Annotated in this window: 19 protein-coding genes, 2 tRNA genes and 1 pseudogene; 9 read left to right on the plus strand and 13 right to left on the minus strand. The window is 42.8% G+C overall.

The features are described from left to right. On the plus strand, positions 1-250 hold a 250-nt coding region (locus B9T26_RS06645; RefSeq protein WP_143222996.1), incomplete at its 5' end, for an IS3 family transposase. A 179-nt stretch (positions 251-429) separates the two neighbouring features. On the opposite strand, the gene B9T26_RS06650 is transcribed toward B9T26_RS06645, so the two are convergent. Both B9T26_RS06650 and B9T26_RS06655 read right to left on the minus strand, forming a co-directional pair. After that, on the minus strand, positions 430-1,845 hold the full coding sequence (locus B9T26_RS06650; RefSeq protein WP_086198949.1) for an NAD(P)/FAD-dependent oxidoreductase: 1,416 nt from the start codon (positions 1,843-1,845) through the stop codon (positions 430-432). Positions 1,846-1,894: 49 nt separating this feature from the next. Further along, positions 1,895-3,196, minus strand: coding sequence for an APC family permease (locus tag B9T26_RS06655; RefSeq protein WP_205666410.1), 1,302 nt, complete (start codon positions 3,194-3,196; stop codon positions 1,895-1,897). Positions 3,197-3,323: 127 nt separating this feature from the next. Between B9T26_RS06655 and B9T26_RS06660 the strand changes: the two genes are divergently transcribed. Next, positions 3,324-3,683, plus strand: a complete 360-nt coding sequence (locus B9T26_RS06660) for a helix-turn-helix domain-containing protein (protein ID WP_086198951.1) — start codon at positions 3,324-3,326, stop codon at positions 3,681-3,683. Positions 3,684-3,991: 308 nt separating this feature from the next. Here B9T26_RS06660 and B9T26_RS06665 read toward each other — a convergent pair whose 3' ends face one another. The 3 genes from B9T26_RS06665 to B9T26_RS06675 are packed head-to-tail and all read right to left on the minus strand — an operon-like array spanning position 3,992 to position 6,002. Next, positions 3,992-4,384: a DUF4870 family protein gene (locus tag B9T26_RS06665; protein ID WP_086198952.1), complete on the minus strand. Its 393-nt coding sequence runs from the start codon at positions 4,382-4,384 to the stop codon at positions 3,992-3,994. Between the two features lie 29 nt (positions 4,385-4,413). Continuing rightward, positions 4,414-5,037: a DUF1294 domain-containing protein gene (locus tag B9T26_RS06670; RefSeq protein WP_086198953.1), complete on the minus strand. Its 624-nt coding sequence runs from the start codon at positions 5,035-5,037 to the stop codon at positions 4,414-4,416. Between the two features lie 14 nt (positions 5,038-5,051). Next, positions 5,052-6,002: a homoserine kinase gene (locus tag B9T26_RS06675; RefSeq protein ID WP_086198954.1), complete on the minus strand. Its 951-nt coding sequence runs from the start codon at positions 6,000-6,002 to the stop codon at positions 5,052-5,054. 110 nt (positions 6,003-6,112) lie between these two features. Here B9T26_RS06675 and hisF point away from each other — a divergent pair, with 110 nt between their 5' ends. Then, a complete protein-coding gene (gene hisF, locus B9T26_RS06680; protein ID WP_319823184.1) occupies positions 6,113-6,874 on the plus strand; it encodes an imidazole glycerol phosphate synthase subunit HisF in 762 nt (253 codons plus the stop codon). A gap of 393 nt (positions 6,875-7,267) precedes the next feature. Here hisF and B9T26_RS06685 read toward each other — a convergent pair whose 3' ends face one another. Then, positions 7,268-7,864: a sterol desaturase family protein gene (locus B9T26_RS06685; RefSeq protein WP_086198956.1), complete on the minus strand. Its 597-nt coding sequence runs from the start codon at positions 7,862-7,864 to the stop codon at positions 7,268-7,270. 104 nt (positions 7,865-7,968) lie between these two features. On the opposite strand from B9T26_RS06685, the gene B9T26_RS06690 reads away from it, so the two are divergent. Next, positions 7,969-8,970: an AraC family transcriptional regulator gene (locus tag B9T26_RS06690; RefSeq protein WP_086198957.1), complete on the plus strand. Its 1,002-nt coding sequence runs from the start codon at positions 7,969-7,971 to the stop codon at positions 8,968-8,970. A gap of 132 nt (positions 8,971-9,102) precedes the next feature. After that, a pseudogene (gene aqpZ, locus B9T26_RS06695) lies at positions 9,103-9,785 on the plus strand (aquaporin Z). A gap of 68 nt (positions 9,786-9,853) precedes the next feature. On the opposite strand, the gene B9T26_RS06700 reads toward aqpZ, so the two are convergent. Both B9T26_RS06700 and B9T26_RS06705 read right to left on the minus strand, forming a co-directional pair. Continuing rightward, on the minus strand, positions 9,854-10,099 hold the full coding sequence (locus B9T26_RS06700) for a hypothetical protein (protein WP_086198958.1): 246 nt from the start codon (positions 10,097-10,099) through the stop codon (positions 9,854-9,856). A 69-nt stretch (positions 10,100-10,168) separates the two neighbouring features. After that, positions 10,169-11,284 (minus strand): DNA/RNA non-specific endonuclease, encoded by a 1,116-nt coding sequence (locus B9T26_RS06705; RefSeq protein ID WP_086198959.1) that lies wholly within the window; start codon positions 11,282-11,284, stop codon positions 10,169-10,171. 255 nt (positions 11,285-11,539) lie between these two features. On the opposite strand from B9T26_RS06705, the gene B9T26_RS15805 reads away from it, so the two are divergent. Beyond that, the gene (locus tag B9T26_RS15805) at positions 11,540-12,361 is read left to right on the plus strand and encodes a hypothetical protein (protein ID WP_227518782.1); all 822 of its coding nucleotides are present in this window, start codon (positions 11,540-11,542) and stop codon (positions 12,359-12,361) included. Positions 12,362-12,445: 84 nt separating this feature from the next. Here B9T26_RS15805 and B9T26_RS06715 read toward each other — a convergent pair whose 3' ends face one another. Next, positions 12,446-14,326, minus strand: coding sequence for a potassium transporter Kup (locus tag B9T26_RS06715; protein WP_086198960.1), 1,881 nt, complete (start codon positions 14,324-14,326; stop codon positions 12,446-12,448). A 121-nt stretch (positions 14,327-14,447) separates the two neighbouring features. On the opposite strand from B9T26_RS06715, the gene B9T26_RS06720 reads away from it, so the two are divergent. Further along, a tRNA-Ser gene (locus B9T26_RS06720) sits at positions 14,448-14,537 on the plus strand. Between the two features lie 259 nt (positions 14,538-14,796). Here B9T26_RS06720 and B9T26_RS06725 read toward each other — a convergent pair. Then, complete coding sequence (locus B9T26_RS06725) at positions 14,797-15,057, minus strand: hypothetical protein (protein WP_086199079.1); 261 nt, start codon at positions 15,055-15,057, stop codon at positions 14,797-14,799. Positions 15,058-15,163: 106 nt separating this feature from the next. Continuing rightward, on the minus strand, positions 15,164-15,373 hold the full coding sequence (locus B9T26_RS06730; protein WP_086198961.1) for a hypothetical protein: 210 nt from the start codon (positions 15,371-15,373) through the stop codon (positions 15,164-15,166). Between the two features lie 395 nt (positions 15,374-15,768). Between B9T26_RS06730 and B9T26_RS06735 the strand changes: the two genes are divergently transcribed. Further along, complete coding sequence (locus tag B9T26_RS06735; RefSeq protein ID WP_086198962.1) at positions 15,769-15,996, plus strand: hypothetical protein; 228 nt, start codon at positions 15,769-15,771, stop codon at positions 15,994-15,996. Between the two features lie 140 nt (positions 15,997-16,136). After that, positions 16,137-16,212 (plus strand) — tRNA-Thr (locus B9T26_RS06740). 93 nt (positions 16,213-16,305) lie between these two features. On the opposite strand, the gene B9T26_RS06745 is transcribed toward B9T26_RS06740, so the two are convergent. Then, positions 16,306-17,127 carry an SAM-dependent methyltransferase gene (locus B9T26_RS06745; protein ID WP_086198963.1) on the minus strand — a complete coding sequence of 274 codons (822 nt, stop codon included), beginning with the start codon at positions 17,125-17,127 and terminating at the stop codon, positions 16,306-16,308. A 3-nt stretch (positions 17,128-17,130) separates the two neighbouring features. Further along, the gene (locus B9T26_RS06750; protein ID WP_205666408.1) at positions 17,131-18,429 is read right to left on the minus strand and encodes an FAD-dependent oxidoreductase; all 1,299 of its coding nucleotides are present in this window, start codon (positions 18,427-18,429) and stop codon (positions 17,131-17,133) included. Positions 18,430-18,518 lie beyond the last annotated feature (89 nt).

Genomic DNA, 18,518 nt, shown 5'->3' on the forward strand with positions numbered 1-18,518 from the left:
CATGTCTAGACGAGGCAACTGCTGGGATAATGCGGTGACGGAAAGCTTCTTTCATACATTGAAAGGTCATGTGGTACACGGGAGTGTGTTTACTACCCGAAAAGAAGCCAATGCTGTCTTGTTTGAATATATTGAGATTTACTACAATCGAATTAGACGGCATTCTGCAAATGGCTGGTTAAGTCCAGAAGCTTTTGAACAGAATTATTTTAAGAATTTAGAGGGACCGATTGTCCACGATACTGTCTAGGATCACTTTCTTCTTCATATTTCTCTAAAGCAGATCCCCTCCTTCCAAAAGGGGTTAGGGGAGGTCAATTAAAAAACCAATGAGAAATTAGAATTTTTACTGAACATGTTGCCCTCTCCTCAATCCTCTCCCAGAGGGAGAGGAAGAATCCTTCTCCATTTTTGTTAAAGGAATGATATTTAAAACGACACCATCTTCCCCGGATTAATCAATGCACCCAGCCCATAGGCGCTTTTTGCCACTGGAATCACCACGGGTGCCAGTGCACGACCAAATAAAATGTCCTGATGATGAATACGGGTCAGCATATTGAAGTCATCCGCTTTGCCACAGAAATCATCAGCAATCGCCTTACCGATCCGTACCGTTTGCGCCACACCATGACCGCTCCAGCCCTGTACCGCATAGATTGGGAATTTGTTGCCAAACTTGCGGCTATCTGCCGCGCCATTCATGGTCAGGTCAGTGGTTCCGCTCCAGACAAAATCCAGCTCGACACTTTTTAACTGCGGAAACACATGTTGAATCCGGCCCAGTAAATATTGATGGGTTTTTTCAGGATTCCAGCATGAACCTGTCCCCTCACCGCCAAACAGTAAGCGGTTTTGAGATACACCACGGTAATAGTCGATCTGGAATTGTGTGTCATATACCGGTGCATCTGTGGGCAATAATTCTTTTAAATCAACTTCTAATGGAGCAGTAGTACACACATAGGTATAGAACGGAATCGTGGTCTGATTGTTCTTTTGCAGCAGCTTAAAGGAAGCATGATGCACCCCCATCACCACACTTTTACGTGCCTTAATCACTCCACTGGTGGTGGTCACATAAATACCATCTTCCTTTTCTTCTACTGCAGTGACTTCAGTTTGCTCATAGACCTTGCCACCATTTTTACAGAAACCATAAATGAGGCCGCGGTTTAAAGCCAGGGGATGAATATGTCCACCCAGAGCATCTAGCAAACCACCACAATAATTGTCAGAGGCAATGTGTTCTTTCAGCTCATGCTTGCCCACCACTTGAGTGTGGGCCTCGCCCAAAAACTTGCGCGCATCGGCACCTTGGGTTAAACCGACCAGATGCCCTTCGTGTACAGCAGCAGTGATATGTCCACGTTTACGCTGCAATTCGAGCTCATATTTGGCAGCGATTTCGTCAATTAAGGACATCGCTTCGGTTGAGGTAAAGTGCCAGAGTTTTTTGGCATCTTCATGGCTGAAATGTTCAATCATCTCTGCCGCCTCCCAGCGTGCAAGTCCGGGGGTGAGTTGTCCTCCGTTCCGACCTGATGCTGCACTAGCGATGCGGTTTTTTTCCAGCAAAACCGTATCAATGCCTTGTTCTGCTAAATGCAAAGCGGTTGAAGCACCCAGTAACCCCCCACCAATCACCACCACATCACATTCAATATCTGTATCCAAGCTTGAAAATTGGTGCCAGTCGGCTAACGAGCTTTCATAATAATTGGCAGGATGTTCGAAGTCGCCATGTTTAGGATTGATCCAGTTCCACTCTTTGCCGCTCAAGGCATTGCGGCTGGCTTTAAATTCAACATCTGGTACAAACGCAGGTTTTGTCATTTTCATCATGTTTCTCTCCATATTTTAAATTCAATTTTTGAGTGATCTGGGTTCAAACTTAGTAAGCATTGCTGATGACAATGCTTTGCTTTCTGAGTTTTTTATACATGAACAGTAGTACCCCCAAACCTAACCAGATGCAGCCACACGTCAATGCCGACATTTCCAGATTCACCCACAGCCCCATCATCACCATTACAGATAACCAAGGCAGCACCAGGTTAAGCGCGATATTTTTGAAACCGCTACGTTGCTTGTCATGTACATAGAACTTCATAAAGACCGAGAAGTTCACTGCGGTAAAAGCGATCAGTGCACCAAAACTCACCATACTGACCACCGTTGCCAAATCCAGGGCAATCGCAGTCAATGAAATGAAACCGATGGTCAGCACGGCATATAAAGGCGTACCTAGTTTGCGGTGGACTTGCCCAAAGGTGCCTTTATGGAAAATGCCATCACGTCCCATAATATGAATCAGGCGTAATGCACTGGCATGTGTGGCCAGACCTGAAGCGAAGGTATTCATGATTTGTGCACACAGGAATACCGACTGAAACAGCGCCCCACCGACATAAAGCACGATTTCAGGCAAGGCTTCATCCGGATTGTTAAAACGGATATTGCTTGGAAAATACAGTTGAATAAACCAGGATGCGGTCAGGAAAATGATGCCGCCAGCCAGAGTAGTCAGCATCACCGCACGTGGAATGGTCCGTTTCGGATCTCGGGTTTCATGCGACATAGTAGTCACGGCATCAAAGCCCAGAAATGAAAAACACAGGATGGATGCACCTGCAATCAAGGGCATAATGGAACTGTCACCATTGAATAACGGTGCAAGAGTCAGAACATGCTCATAACCTTGTCCCTCACCTACACCGCGAATGACCAGATAGATGAATAGCAGCATCAGCAATAAAGGGGCAACCACAAGAACCAGACTGAGATTGGCAAGAAAATGAATGCGGAAACAGTTAATGAGTGTGACCAGTCCTGCAAACAGCGTGACCCACATCCAGTAAGGTACGCTGGGAATAACCGCTTCCAGATAAATCCCGGCCAGCAAGGCATTCACTAAAGGCAGCAAAATATAGTCGAGCAAGGAACACCAGCCCACAAAAAAGCCAGCTTTGGCCCCGCAAGATTCTGCGGTGTAAGTATAGGCCGAGCCCGATTTTTCAGTTTTCCGGCTAAAGCGTGCATAGCTAAATGCAGTCAGCAACATCGCCAGCAAAGCCAGAATATACGCTAGCGGTACCCGACCATCAGTGATTCCCGAGACAATGCCAAAAGTGTCAAACACCACCATTGGGGTCATATAGGCCACACCAAGGATGACGACTTGCCATAACGACATTTTTTTGAAACAGACTTGCGCTTTCTCCACAGCTGTCACCTGAACATTATTTATTTGAGTTATTTGTTCATTTGCAACGACTATGCCATATAATAAAAAAATAAATATTTAATTCAGGCGTGAGTAAATGCCAAAGTACAGTTTAGAAACTCGAAAAGCAGCCATTCAAATGTATAAAAAAACTGATTACAAAGTTGCGGTATGCAAAGAATTCAACATTTCTCGTGTGACGCTAGATGCATGGATTAAGCTGGAAGAAGAAACCGGAGATTTACTGCCAAAACCGGCCAAAACCCGTGGCGCACCGAGTCATATTAAAGACTGGAATGAATTTCAAGTATTTGTAAAAAATACAAAATTTCAGAATATTAGCGACCTTGTCGCATTATTTGAACAACGTTTTGGCTATACCGTCTCATATGCCGTTCTGGTACGTGCAATTCATGTTTTAGGACTACGCCGTCGTCGTGGTCGGTTTTATTCTTAAATCTAAAACCAGCCAATTTTAAAATAAAAATATAAATTAAATTTATATAAATAACTATACATTAATGTAAAGTTATTTTATTAAAAACATAAGTCATGAATATTAAAAAAGTAAATTTATTAAAATAAAAAGGTAAATTTAAAATATTAAAAATGTAAATAATATTAACTAAAAAAGTACGCTATAAAAATTAAAAAGGTAAACTGTTTTTTATAAAAGAATTAAATCAATGCATCTATTTAAACAGATGATCCATTATAGCGCATAAAAAAGGTGGCTATTGCCACCTTGATTTTTTAGATTCATGCTTATTGATACATCGGCTGATTGTCATTCAAGCGGATAATACCGCGAATTGCACGATACACAATCCAGACCCAGGAAATTCCCATCACCACCAGACAGAACGCACTCGCACCCAAGGCTACCCCGGTAAATACATCTATGTTTTCACCCGTGAAGAACAGGAAAATAAAGGGGATAAAGGCAATAATATTCCAGAACAAATACCACCAAAAGGTACGAATTTGCCAGCTAAAGTGACTTTCAAAAATGGAACCGCGCACGTCATTGCGTTTGATATAGTTAATGACAAGTGCAATCAGGGCAAGCAAGCCACCAGTAAAAATGGCAATGATATACAGGATATAAAGGACTAAAGTGAGGGTGCGGTTGGGATCTTGATCAATAGAATAATTCATTGTTATGCCTTATAAAGTCATTGTTCTCCTTAAAACTTCAGTACATTAAAAGGAGAAATCAGCCATAAAATCAAAAGTATGTTTAAGGCTATAGTACAAAAATAAATCTTTCTAAAGGGTTGTTTTTGTGTTTTATGACGCAGCTTTTCTTGTGCCAGCCATGCTGTCGGCCAGCCCCCCAGAAAAGATAACAGGTGCAGGCTCTGCTCAGGTACACGACGACTGCCCTGTAATGCCGCCTCTTTATCTTGCGCGTACATCCAGTAAGTTATGGCATTAATCACGCTAATAAATAACAACACCATGCCACTTAATAATCCGGCCATGGTAAATACCACCAAAGCCAGAATATAACCAACACAGGCAATTTGCATCGGTTTCAATTTCTGTGCAGATTGATTAGATTTTTTCGGCTTGCTGGTTAATTTTTGTGTTTGCGAGGCTTTAAGATAAGTCACTTGCTGGGCGCGATAACGGCCATCACCATCCAGCAATACCGTATATTCAAGCGCACAACCGACAATCGGCCGTGGCCCCTGACGCATAAAATCCTTGATGTGTAAAAACACGCGATCTTTCGAGGCATCATTCGGCTGAATAAAGCCGTAGCCTTTATCATCAAACCATTCAACTAATCGCCCCTGATCACGCATTTTTATATCCTATCTCAAGCCGTCACAAATTTTAGTCGTTCCACAAGCATATTGCGCATTTCCAAAGGATTTTTCTGAAGAATATCATCTCCAGTACGTCCTTGTTGTGCATTTTTTTGTGCGACTTGTAAACGCATCAGCCAAAAACGCGCTGCTGCCATAGCCAGATAAATTTCCAGGCAGGATTTTTCATCCTGAGTCAGTGGACGTACAGTTTCATAGGCTTCTAAAAAGGCTTGGGCTTTTGCTTCATTTAAATGAACCTCGGGATATTCAGTACAGAAGTCATTTAAGGTAATCGCAATATCAAACAGGAATTCATCTTTGTTGAGTTCGTAAAAATCCAGAATACCTTTTAATTCACTACCCTCAAACAAGGTATTGTCACGGAACAAATCGGAATGAATAAAGCCTTTGGGACGGTTTGGATATACTGCCGTAAGCGCTTCATACAACCCCAGCACTTCACTAAGCAAAATAGAATCTGCCGGATTCAAAGTGGGCTTTAATTCCTTAGCCACTTGCAACCAGTAATCATGGTTACGATATTCGGCACGTTCCAAAGGGAAATCCTGTAAGGCAATATGGATTTTCGCCTGAGCAACGGCAATCGCCTGTGCCTGTTCTAGGGTTGATGGCATGGGATGTTTACCCAGCATGCGTGGCGCAATCTGCGCAGGCTTCTCTTTTAAAGTATGAATGGCCTTGCCCGCATAATTTAATGGCACTGGCACAGCTAAACCCTGTTTACCCAAATGCTCAAGTACCGGAACCAGCTCGCCTGCACCTTGCTCATCCATTTCTTCAAATACGGTCAGTACATATTGCTTTGCATTTTCACAGACTAAAAAATAGTTTGTATTCTGAATACCTCCTTGAATCGGAATCAGCTCAATCACCTCTAATCCATAAGGTGCTGCAAAAGCCTGAACTTCCTGTAAAGTCAAAGTGGTATAAACCGACATAGAAAACCTGCGAAAAAACTTACATAATTTTGATAGAATACCTGCTACTACTACCAAGGTGTAGCACCTTCGTGGCGAAGTTTCATAATCGGCTGTTATTTTTGGAAAAAATTATGCTTGCTAAACGTATTATTCCTTGCCTTGACGTAGATAATGGTCGAGTGGTGAAAGGTGTACAGTTCCTTGATATTCGTGATGCAGGCGACCCGGTTGAAGTGGCTCGCCGTTATAACGAACAAGGTGCCGATGAAATTACCTTCCTGGACATTACCGCAACCTCAAGCGGCCGCGATACCACTTACCGTACCGTTGAACGCATGGCAGAAAGCGTATTTGTACCTTTAACTGTAGGTGGCGGGGTACGTAAAGTTGAAGATATCCGCCTGTTGCTGAATGCCGGTGCCGATAAAGTCAGTATCAACTCGGCTGCGGTATTTAACCCTGAATTTGTTCAGGAAGCTTCGCAACGCTTTGGCGCCCAATGTATTGTGGTCGCGATTGATGCCAAGAAAACCGGTGACAACAAATGGGAAATTTTCACCCATGGTGGCCGTAAACCGACCGGGATTGATGCGATTGAATGGGCAGTGAAAATGGCCGAGTATGGCGCGGGCGAACTTTTAATTACCTCTATGGATGCCGATGGAACCAAAGCCGGTTATGACCTGGCCCTAATGCGTAATATTAATGACCGTGTCACCATTCCAACCATTGCCTCTGGTGGTGTAGGTAACTTGCAGCATTTAGCCGATGGCATTTTAAAAGGCGGTGCCGATGCGGTACTTGCAGCCTCTATTTTCCACTTTGGTCAATATACTATTCCAGAAGCAAAACAATATCTTGCAGCACAAGGGATTGAAATGCGTCTTTAAGTGATGAAGACTTGCTAATCTCAAAAAGAGTGGTTTCCCCACTCTTTTTTATTTATAGATGAACTTTTTTATAGATGAACTCTGAAATCAAGCCTGCACAAAAATTGCAGATAAAAAAAAGGAGTCTTGAAGACTCCCTATAAACCAAGAAAACTACAGCGCGGTTTCTTGAAATTAACAACAATAAAATGACATATCCAGTGACTCGTCAAGTTAACTAGGCCAACCTGATTTCGAAAACAAATATATAACAAAAAAGTAACAAAAACATTGACCATTAATGCCGAAAATATTGACAAATTGCGACAAAACCTCAGCAGTCGTGACTTCTGGCTATTTTATCGCGATATCTTTCTGAACAATAAAATTGACAATCCATTTACAATAAAGTGATCATTTACCCTGTTTTTCCACCCATTTTGCCGGGAAATAACGCTCAGTTATGCCGTTCAACACCTTGGAAACTGTACGGGGAAGCTGGATTCCTAGAGGGTTTTTCTCCTGCAATTCTGACGATGAAATAACCCGAGTTCCCAGAATGTAATCAAACCAAGGTTTGGTCACGCACCAGTTGGCATCCTGATTGGAATTCATATGATGATCATAATGCCAGGGAATTTTTTTCATGGCCCATTCTGGCTCTAAATGGGCACGGCGGTGAATATAATAATAATTACAGGCACTATATACCGTAGACAGTGCCATACCTTTAGATACGGGATAAAACAGCGTACCAAAAACGCCCGCAACCACCACTAAAGATGCAACTTCATTTTTAGTGCGCCAATTGGTAAGACCTTCGACATAGCCATGGTCATGAAATGCCGTTTTTCTGACTTCGCGATGATGTTCCCAATGCGATTTCATGCTGTCGGGCACAGGACTATAGCGGGGTTTTCCACTACGATGTATGCCATGCAAAATATATTTGTGTGCTACCCATTCAAAACCATTGGCCACCACCAGCCCAACCAAAAAACCTTTCCACATATCTATTTTCTCCCTATTTTATATTGAATATAGGTTATAAAATATGCTAAACATTGACCATAAAATAAAATTTAATTGACAATTACGACAATAAAAAGATCAATATGCCACATTCTAAAGAATACACAGGCTCGGTATATGGTGGACTTGGACATTTGCTTTATGCATACAGCCAAGCCAAGGGCCTTCCCATTTCTGAACGACTTGAAAAGGTTCAGAACTTGGAACGCTTTGACTTTAGTCTTTGGCGCGAGCTATTGACAGAGGTAGACCAACATCTGCAGATCCCGGCATTGGGGCTGGATATTGCCGAATATGTGCAGCCTAAGCATTTAGGTATCATTGCCTATATTGCCCTCTCCTGCAATACCTTGGGGGAAGCCTTATACCGTTATCATGATTTTCATCGGCTGGTCTATGACGGCAGTGCCTTAGAGGTCAGTATACAGGATGAATATCTGGCAATTGGCTGGGGATATATTCCCATACATTTGATTACCCAAGTCTGCCATGAAACTGCTATTGCCTTAATGCTTCAGTTTCTTAAACACTTCATGGAATTTGACGATATTCATCTACATGAAGTGCACTTTGTTCATCCAGCTCCAAAAAATGTGGCCATCTATGAACAATACTTCAATTGCAAAGTCCTGTTTTCACAGCCTAAGGCCCAAATTATTACCCCCATTCATCAGCTGACTAAACCTATACGTCAAGGGGATCAGACCTTGCAGCATTTGCTGATGCAACAAGCCCATGCCCTATTAGATAAGCTGCCCAATTCCACCCAACTCGATCATCGTCTGCAACAAGCCATTCTTATCGGGCTGCAAAAAAACCAGTATCAAATCGAGCCTATTGCCAAACAGTTACATATGTCGGTACGCCAACTGCAACGCCATTTGCAACAACAAGGTACGACTTACCAACAGCGTATACAGGAAGTTCGTCATCTGCTGGCAGAACAATATTTAAAAGACCGACATCTCAACCTGCAAGAAATTGCCTTATTGCTCGGCTATTCCGAGCAAAGTGTCTTCCAGCGTGCGTTTAAGCAGTGGACAAGCATGACACCGCAGCAATGGCGACAACAACAATATGCATAAAGCTGGACCCAGATGGTCATGTGAATGTCATGTCTGTTCATCATATTGTGATTAAGAAACAAGTAGTTTCTCAATAAATATAAAATATACTGAATGATTAAAAAAAATAAATAGCAGCATCTGGAGAATAAAATGAATAGATACCTTGCCGAATTGGTTGGAACATTCTAGTTAGTCTTTGGTGGTTGCGGCAGTGCCATACTTGCAACAGCCTTTCCTGACTTGGGCATTGGCTTTGCCGGTGTGTCCTTGGCTTTCGGCCTGACAGGAGTGTATGCCTTAGGTCATATTTCAAGGGGTCATTTCAACCCTGCAGTGAGTGTAGGCTTATGGTTCGGTGGTCGTTTTGATGCCAAACACCTGATTCCTTATATTATTTCTCAAGTGATCGGCGCGTCTTTAGCTGGGCTGGTATTGTATCTGATCATACAGGGGTTTAGGCCGGTTTTTCCGGTACAGCAGGCTTTGCCAGTAATGGTTTTGCCGAGTTATCGCCTGGGCACTATTCCATGACTTCGGCACTGATCATTGAAATTGTATTGACTGCATTTTTCCTGATTGTGATTATGGGTTCTACGGATCAACGTGCACCGGCAGCTTTTGCACCGATTGCCATTGGTCTGGCTCTAACCCTGATTCATTTAATCAGTATTCCAGTGACCAATACCTCGGTAAACCCAGCACGCAGTACCGGTGTGGCCTTTTTTGCACAAACTGCCGCATTAAGCCAACTCTGGTTATTCTGGGTAGCCCCTATTTTTGGTGCAATTCTGGGTGCACTCATTTATAAAGTGGTTGCCCCTGAAAAAGACTAAAAATTCTAATCATAAAAAAGCTCACATCAGTGAGCTTTTTTATGTTCCACATGGAACATGAATGCTGCTTATAAGAATGGATTTTCAATTTCCTGTTGATCTTGACGATCAATTTTTTCCGGAAGATTGGGTTCATTTTCCAAAGCACTGACCACGGCATTGACATAATTCTGCAAGGCTTTAGCGGCCTCTAAACCGGTCTGATCTTTGGTAAGCTGCAAATTGCCATAAATACTGACACAGTCTTCTTGGTTTTCTAAGGTTAAGTCGTGAATAGCGTGCGATTCGTTACCATTTACAAAAGGCTTGAACATTGTATTCTCACTGATCGTTGTTGTTATTTAAAAAGTAGGATGATTACCATCATCCTACCTAAAAAAAGCTTATTTCAACAACTGCAAAATGTACTGTAAAAGTCCTTCAATCAATTGTTTAACAATCGCATCTTGGGTATTTGGGTCGATAGTAGGCGTACTGTTCTTGCTCTCACCCGATGCTGCTTGAGTTGAAGAATTTGGGCTAACCGATGAAGATTTAAACTGTTTTTGCAAAGCAGTCAGCTGATCGGTACTCACTTCCTCAGCACATTGGCTTTCTGCATCCCAATGTGAATAAGTGATCTGTTTATTGGCTTTCACAGCCGTTGCGGTTAATGGCAAATTATAAGTATTGCGCTTTTGGTCTTCGGTTAACTGCGGGAAAATATTAATTCCAGTGAGATCTTCCAAAGCACATATACTGATCACCTGTACTTTTGGTGCAGTATCCTTGAGGGTATTGTCGGCATAGTAGACACCTGCCGCCCCGGTTTTAGGTATGTAGATGGCTTTGTAGGTCGCTGTTGGAACAATCACGCCCTTACCAATCATCTTTAGCTTTTTAGCCGAATATACCGGACCAGTAACAAGATAAACATCCTGCTTTTGCTTGGTCACAATGGCACGAGTCGCCTCTTCTAACTCTCGCCACACCTGCTGATTATTCTTCGGTGCCTGTGGCACCATGTTGGCCAATGAGAAGCTGTCAAACTGCGCCGCTTTATTTGGCATATCGGCATTCGGTGCCATGTGCCCGCGGTCATAGCCTGATGCTTTGTAATCTGACAGGGTTGCCCGATGTTCCGCTTTTACGCTGCTTTCTTCATGGAAGCTGTCTTCACGTGGAATTTTTTGGCTCAAGCGCTGCGGAGTCAAGGCTTCAGCTACCCATAACGGGGTTTTGGATACCCCCGAGTACATCACATTAAAACCGTTAAAACACAGCGGATAGGTATTTTTATTCAGGCTTTCTTTGGCCAAATAAGGCGGAATATCACGATAAAACTGGTCCAGACAAGCCGAGTTTGATGAAGAGGGTAAGGAGACCAGCTGTTGAATTTTTTCCTGTCCAAAGGCAATTGCAAAACTGCTGGTCGCGACTACGCCCAAAATAATTTTTAAACTATTCTGATTTAAAATTTGCATCAAAGATTGACCAGTTTTACGTTTCTTAATTGCCATTGTTAGACCAACACCCATTTTTCACGAGCTTAACAAGCAGGGAAAATGAAGTATATGTAGCAAAATTTATTTGCTTAACATTTAGGCTGAAATTGGTTAACAAAAGCACAGTTGTTGTAACAGTATGTCTAATTTTCTAAAGCTTTTCTAACAAGTCTTAATAGCTTTACGTATGTTTGATTGAAAAACCGATCATGCTTATGACAAGGTAAAAATACGCAAAAATTCTAGATAATTATTTCTACGGAGTATTTTATGCATTTTAAGCTTTTAGGTTTGAGTCTAGTTACAGGAATGATGAGTGCAACGGCATTCGCAGAACCCGCCATTCAACCGGGTGATACTTTAGAAAGTCTATCTCAAGTCAAAGTTAACACTACGGTCAATGGTCAAGCCGGTTCCATTCAAGATTTAGTGGCCAGCGGTCAAATCCGTATTGTTGATGCAGGCCAAGTTGCTGCTGAACCTAACCCAGCTGGTGCTGAAACCGAATTGCAAAGCAATGCTGCTGCGGATACCACTGCAGCCCAAGCCGCTCCACAAACTGCCGAGCTCAATACCACAGCACAAAATGCTGAGGCCACCCAAGCTGCATCTGAAACCGAAGCGCAAACCACCTCCGCTTCAGATGCAACTGCAGCTCAAGGTACTGAGATGAATACCGCGGCACAGGCCGTTGACCCAACTATAGAACAGGCAAATGCACCTGCTACCGAGCAAACCGCTCAGGCTGCACCTGAAAATGTAGATCCAATGCAACCAAATACCGAATTGGCAGCACAACAGGCAGAGCAAGGTGCTGGTCAAGAGATCGCAGCTGCACCAGTCAGTGAGTCTCCTGCTGATGCACGACAAGTGAATGCAGCGAATATGCCTCAAGCAGATGTAACCAATCAATCTGCTGCTTTAGTACCGGCAGACACTACTGAAGCGAATGCACCCCAAGAAGCCTTTGCAGCAACACCTGAAGCTACACAGCCAACTGACGCAGTACAGGCAGCTCCTGAAACCGATGCTACAGATGCACCAGTCAATGCATCTCCTGAAGCGCCAGTGACTGAAGCAACAGAGAACTAATCACACTCTTTTTCAGGCTTTCATCCTCCAAATAAAAAACCAAGGCTTTTCCACCTTGGTTTTTTATTGCCTATCAAATTTGATCTAAATTTCGATCTGGCTGCCCAGCTCAACGACACGATTGGGTGGAATTTGATAAAAATCACTCACCGGACTGGTATTGCGCTGCATCGAAATAAACAGCTTTTCACGCCATGGCGACAAGCCCTCGCCCACCGTATGAATTAGTCGATCACGGGAAATAAAGAAGCTCATTTGCATCATGTCAAATTCAAAACCCAGCTCCTGATAAGCCTGTTCTAGCGCTTCAGGAATGTTAGGTTGATCTTTAAAACCGTAATACAGTGAAATACGATAGAAACGGTTATCCAGTTTTTCAATTTTACTGCGTTCTTCCTGTGCCACATAAGGAATATCACGCGTATTCACGGTGACCATAATATTGAGTTCGTGCAGAACCTTATTATGCTTAATATTATGCAACATGGCATGCGGCACAATATTCGGGGTTCCGGTCAGGAATACGGCTGCTCCTGGAACAAATTGTGTTTCAGCACTCATGCCTATACTTTTGATAAACAGATCGATCGGCAAGGCATCTTTTTCCAAACGCGCCAGTAAGATTTCCCGCCCGGCTTTCCAGGTCATCAGAATGGTATATACCGCAGCGCCGATCAGAATTGGCACCCATCCTCCAGAAATGATTTTCAATGAGGTTGAGGCCACAAAGATCAAATCAATCAACAGGAATGGCACGGCAAACAACAACACTTTCCATACCGGCCAACGCCAAAAACCATAGGCCAGGAATGAAATTAAAATGGTACCGCAGAGCATGGTCATGGTGACAGCAACGCCATAAGCACTGGCCAGATTGGCACTGTTCTCAAATAATAAAATCAAGATGACCACAGAGATAAACAGCACCCAGTTAATGAACGGCAAATAAATTTGTCCCTGTTCAACATCCGAGGTGTGATGCACGGTTAAGCGGGGTAGGTAGCGCAACTGAATGGCCTGATTGGTCATGGAAAAAACGCCAGTGATCACGGCTTGCGAGGCAATCACTGCTGCCGCGGTTGCCAGGCCAATCATCGGGTATAATGCCCAGCCGGGAACCAGCATATAGAACGGATTTGCAATCGCATCCGGGTTACGCAGTAATAATGCCCCTTGTCCTGCGTAGTTCAAAAGCAGACAAGGCAGGACAATAATGAACCAGGCCAGACGAATCGGTAAGCGGCCAAAATGCCCCATATCCGCATAGAGCGCTTCCCCACCGGTCATGGTCAGAATCACCGCTCCCATGGTCAGGAAAGCCACATAGGGCTGATGCACCACAAAATTAAACGCCCAGTGTGGACTGATCATGGTCAATACAAATGGGGTCTGAATAATGCTCCATATACCCACGGCACCAATGGATAAAAACCACGCCAGGGTTAAAGGGCCAAAGAATTTGCCCATGGTGGCGGTACCATGCCGCTGAATAATAAACAGACCAGTTAAAATTCCAATGGCCAAAGGCATGAGCCATTGGTTAAACATCGGTGTTGCAATACTTAAACCTTCAATTGCCGATAACACAGAAATAGCAGGAGTAATAATGCCATCGCCAAAAAATAACGAAGCACCGATAAAACCCAATGCAATCAGATAAATTTTCTTGTTGTCAGCAATACGTGTGGTACGCAGGTTCAATGCCAGTAATGACATAATCCCGCCTTCACCATTGTTATCTGCACGCATAATGATGGTGACGTATTTGAAACTGATCGTCAGCATGATGCACCAAAAAATCAGTGACAAAATTCCAAGGACTGATGCTTCAGTAATAGCGAGATGCGCAGTCAGGAAACATTGTCGAAGGGCGTACAATGGACTGGTGCCAATGTCCCCAAATACCACCCCAAGCGCTGCAAGGGTAATCACAGGCAAGGCGGCTTTTTGTGCAGTACTTTGCATATTTCGTCTTCGTTTTAGACACTATTTTTTCGCAATCATATCACTGAGCAAAAACTTTTGCTCTAAATCAATTGTTTCAACTTGGCAGAGGGGGTTTTTTTCGCTATTATCGCGCTCCAATGGTGAGGTGTCCGAGTGGCTGAAGGAGCACGCCTGGAAAGTGTGTATACGTTTGCGCGTATCGAGGGTTCGAATCCCTCTCTCACCGCCATATTGAAAAGAACTGCAATCTAAAGCAGTGAAGAAAGGCTTAAATCTAAAGGGTTTAAGCCTTTTTTGTTGTCTTACCCTATTAAACAAAATACTTAAAACTGTTTGATATCATTCATTAATGTTTGAATTTTTAGTGAAATAGTTAGTAAGTTAGCCGCTGAAATTCTCCAGATACAGTTGATCAAATCACGACCATTGCTGTGGGAAAAAGTGAACTGAAAAAACAGGTATGTCTATTTCAGCGCATTTTGAACCGTTTATTTATGTTCAAAATATTTCAGACATCCTTGAAAAAACTCCTCATTGAAATTCATGGATGGATCATCTTTGTCATCATCGCATTGATCTACCGACTTGAGATTATCTTGTGCATAGCGATAACCATAATACTGCTCTGTACCTTCCTGAAAGCCGCCAAATTCCTCCTGCTGCCTAGTGGATTGGAAATAAAGAAATGCGGCGATTGCAATAATGCTGAGTATCACCAAAGTCAGGATACTTTTGATTTTTTTTGACATTGTATTGATACTCCCCATGCATACTGATCATAAAAATACGCCATGCTTTTTGAAAAATATTCAAATGCTCCACCTTATAAATTCCATGGTTTAAGCTACATGAAAGTTATTTCTGTTGTCTGACCGGATTCTCCGGTTCCTCATTCGGTTGTTTTTGCGGATTCGGCCGTTTTTGTGGATTTGAACTTGTAAGATGTTGATCAGGTTGGTCAGGTTGAGGACTGGGCTGATCGGGTTGTTCCTGCACGTCAGGATGTTGAATAGCAGGTGCTGGCCGTTTCTGTTGGTCAGGCTGAGAATTATCTTGATGAACCATGATCTGCCCCCTCTGCTTCTAGCATTTATGACTCACTATCACAGTCCTAATCTACGCCTTAATTTTTATTATCCAATACCGCATCTGTTTCAATTCCCCCTCAATGTAAACCCATATATTTATAGATGATTGATCTTCAACACCAGCTATAGCACGGCATTCACATACATTACCAAAAACCTGATGACTCGCATGATCCATTCACATGTGCTTACCAAGCAATGAGGTATCTTCGAGGATTTTTGCATGAAAATTCAGCGCAAATAACTATTGAAAAATGATTCTATAAATGCAATATTTCCATCATAACAATCATATAACCTTATAACAGAGCCCTGAACCCAATTATAAAAGCGTATTGAACACATAGAGAAAACTGCTATTCGGGAGTGAATATGAATACCAGCACTAATTATGTTAAACAGATCAAGAATGCTAAACGTGGCGGTTATACTCCAACTCTTGCAAAGGATATTAATAAGCATAAAATTCAAAAAGCGATTCGTCTGATTGAACAGTGGCGAAAACTTGCCAATGAACTTAAACCACAAATGCAAATTGATATGGCTTTAACCCTGGAAGAATGTGCTCAAGACCTGGATCAGATTTTAAGGAGCAAATAGTCGGCGCACTTGAAACAGCATATGAATTTGAATGGTGAAAATAGCGGGTGATTGAACATATCCAAATCAATTCACCCTATTCAACCGCTCATTTTTTGGCTTGCGTTTTCAACAAAATTCGCTATTATTCTCTGCACGTTGCCGGCATAGCTCAGTTGGTAGAGCAACTGACTTGTAATCAGTAGGTCCACAGTTCGAATCCGTGTGCCGGCACCATTTTATACTTAGCCTCGCTTTTTTAGTGAGGCTTTGTTGTTTTTAGATGATGATTTTTAAAACTAAAACCTAGAATATTCAACAGCCGATTCTTTAGGGTTTGTGCGCCGTGATTTGCACATATTTGACCAGACCATCTACATACAGCTTGTGGCATAGTTTTGCAGTCATACGAATTTTAAAGGCATCCAGATCGGAATTGTGCTGGGGTATTTGCTGAATGTAATTTGCAAAGCCCTTCAAAACGGCAGGCGATAAATCCCGAATGGTTATATCGGTAAAAGAATGCTGCCGGAATGTCTGTTCTAATCCTGATGCCGTCATTAAATTATCTAAATGCACATCGGCAGCTTTTAACAGCCATTTATATTTCTGCTTTTGCACTGCGCTTAAATTCAGCCATTGCTCGGACAACATTAAATAATGCATACCCAAGCGGCCTTTTGCATTTAATACCGGGCTAACGGCATAAAGAAATGAATTTAAATTACAATGATAAGCAGCATCGATACACAGCACCACATCAAAGTTCTGCTTGAAAGGAATCTGGTTTAAATTTAAAAATGATTGCTGATAAATGGCAGCAAGTTTAGGAAGATGCTGTTGAATTTGCTGCACGCAGCTGGATTGTAACTCTACTGCTTCAATATGCCGAACCTGATAGTGCTGTTGCCAGTGCAACAGACTTGCCCCCTGCCCACAGCCTAGGTCCAGCAAACAGTCATTTGCATTTAAAGCGACCGCTTGCGCCAATTGATCTGCCAATTGGGCACAAGCTTCAGGATAGGAGGATGTTACATCCTCCCAATAGCCCAGATTGCTCCAGGCGAGTTCGGCATTATCCCCTAACTGTTTTGCATTAATCGCGTATTTATGTTTTGGAAACTGCTGACGAATCGCTTGAAGCCATTTCATGTATTAGTAGCCGAGTTGTGGGGCAACCTCAACTTTAGGTTTTAATCCTGCAAACGGCAATGGTGCACCTAAAATTTCCGCAATATTCATTGCTGAAGTCACTGCCGATTCTAAAAGTGGCAAACCGTCACAAGACCAAGAGCCACAATAGTACACTTTACGGTTTAGATCTTTATGACGTTCTTGCAGCTCTTTATTTAACGCCACTGTTTGTGAGTCCACCACAGCACGAGTTAACGTAACGCTAGAAATGATTTTTTTAGGATCAATATCAGTGACCGGTTGCCAGGTTTGAAATACCGGCGATTTGCCGACCAAGCTTGGCTCAACCGAATTCAGCCATACGGTAAACTGTTGACGGGTAAATTTACGGTCCATCATATAACTGAGTACAGCCCAATCTTTACGTTTGGGTGGCATGACGGTTTGGTCAGTGTGAATCACCAATTGACCCTGTTCAAATTTAAATTGCTTTAACAGTGCAATATCGTCTGCAAATTGTTCATTATTTAAAAATGTTTCAATTTTATTGGTCGGTGTTGCCACAATGACACGATCAAAAATGCGTTGTTCACCCGATGCATTTTCAACTACAACCCCCTGGTCTTGTTCTTTGACTTGGGTAATGGCAGAAGTGTTATGAATTTCAATGCCTTCAATCAGCTTGTCGACCAGTGCCGGAGTACCGCCCTGTAAACGTAGCAAGGCATCGCCATCAGTCAATTGACGCAAGAACGTCAATAAAGGTTTTGCCGGCCATTCGCCAATGGTTTTCGGGTTACAGGTACAAATGGTATAAAGCACTGGCATCACTGCGCCATGCCAGAACACTTCTTCAATATCATTATTATTAATAAATTCAGCCAGAGTAATATCCTGGTTCTTTGATTTGAAGAATCGAGTGATGGCCGCTTTCAGTTGCAACATGCCTTTGACCAGGCGCCAACCGTATTGTTGCAGTCCTTTCCGGTTATTAATAATCGGGAAATTACCAATACGGCTGCGTGATGTGGTCAGCCAGGTTTCGATGCGGTCTTCAAACAACCAGCTGCATGCCATATAAGTACGAACAGGAAAAGTGGGTATACCCAAATAGGTCGCCAAACTCAGGGTATTTTTCCACAAATGCGGATTCATGACGCGTAAGGGCGCATCAATCAGGCCACCTTCGAATTTAATGCTATGGCTATCCATACCACGACCAGGTAGCGCTTCAAAAATAGTGATGCTATGACCTGCATCTTTAAGAATTCTTGCGGTAGCTAGCCCAGCCATGCCACTGCCAATAACTGCAATATCCAAAATTATTATCCGTCAGTTACACATAAGATTATTGAAATTATGAACCAAGCCTGCTTAAAAGGTGGTATTAAAATATTCCAGAATGTATC

The sequence above is a fragment of the Acinetobacter sp. ANC 4169 genome (assembly GCF_002135355.1).
GTDB lineage: Bacteria > Pseudomonadota > Gammaproteobacteria > Pseudomonadales > Moraxellaceae > Acinetobacter.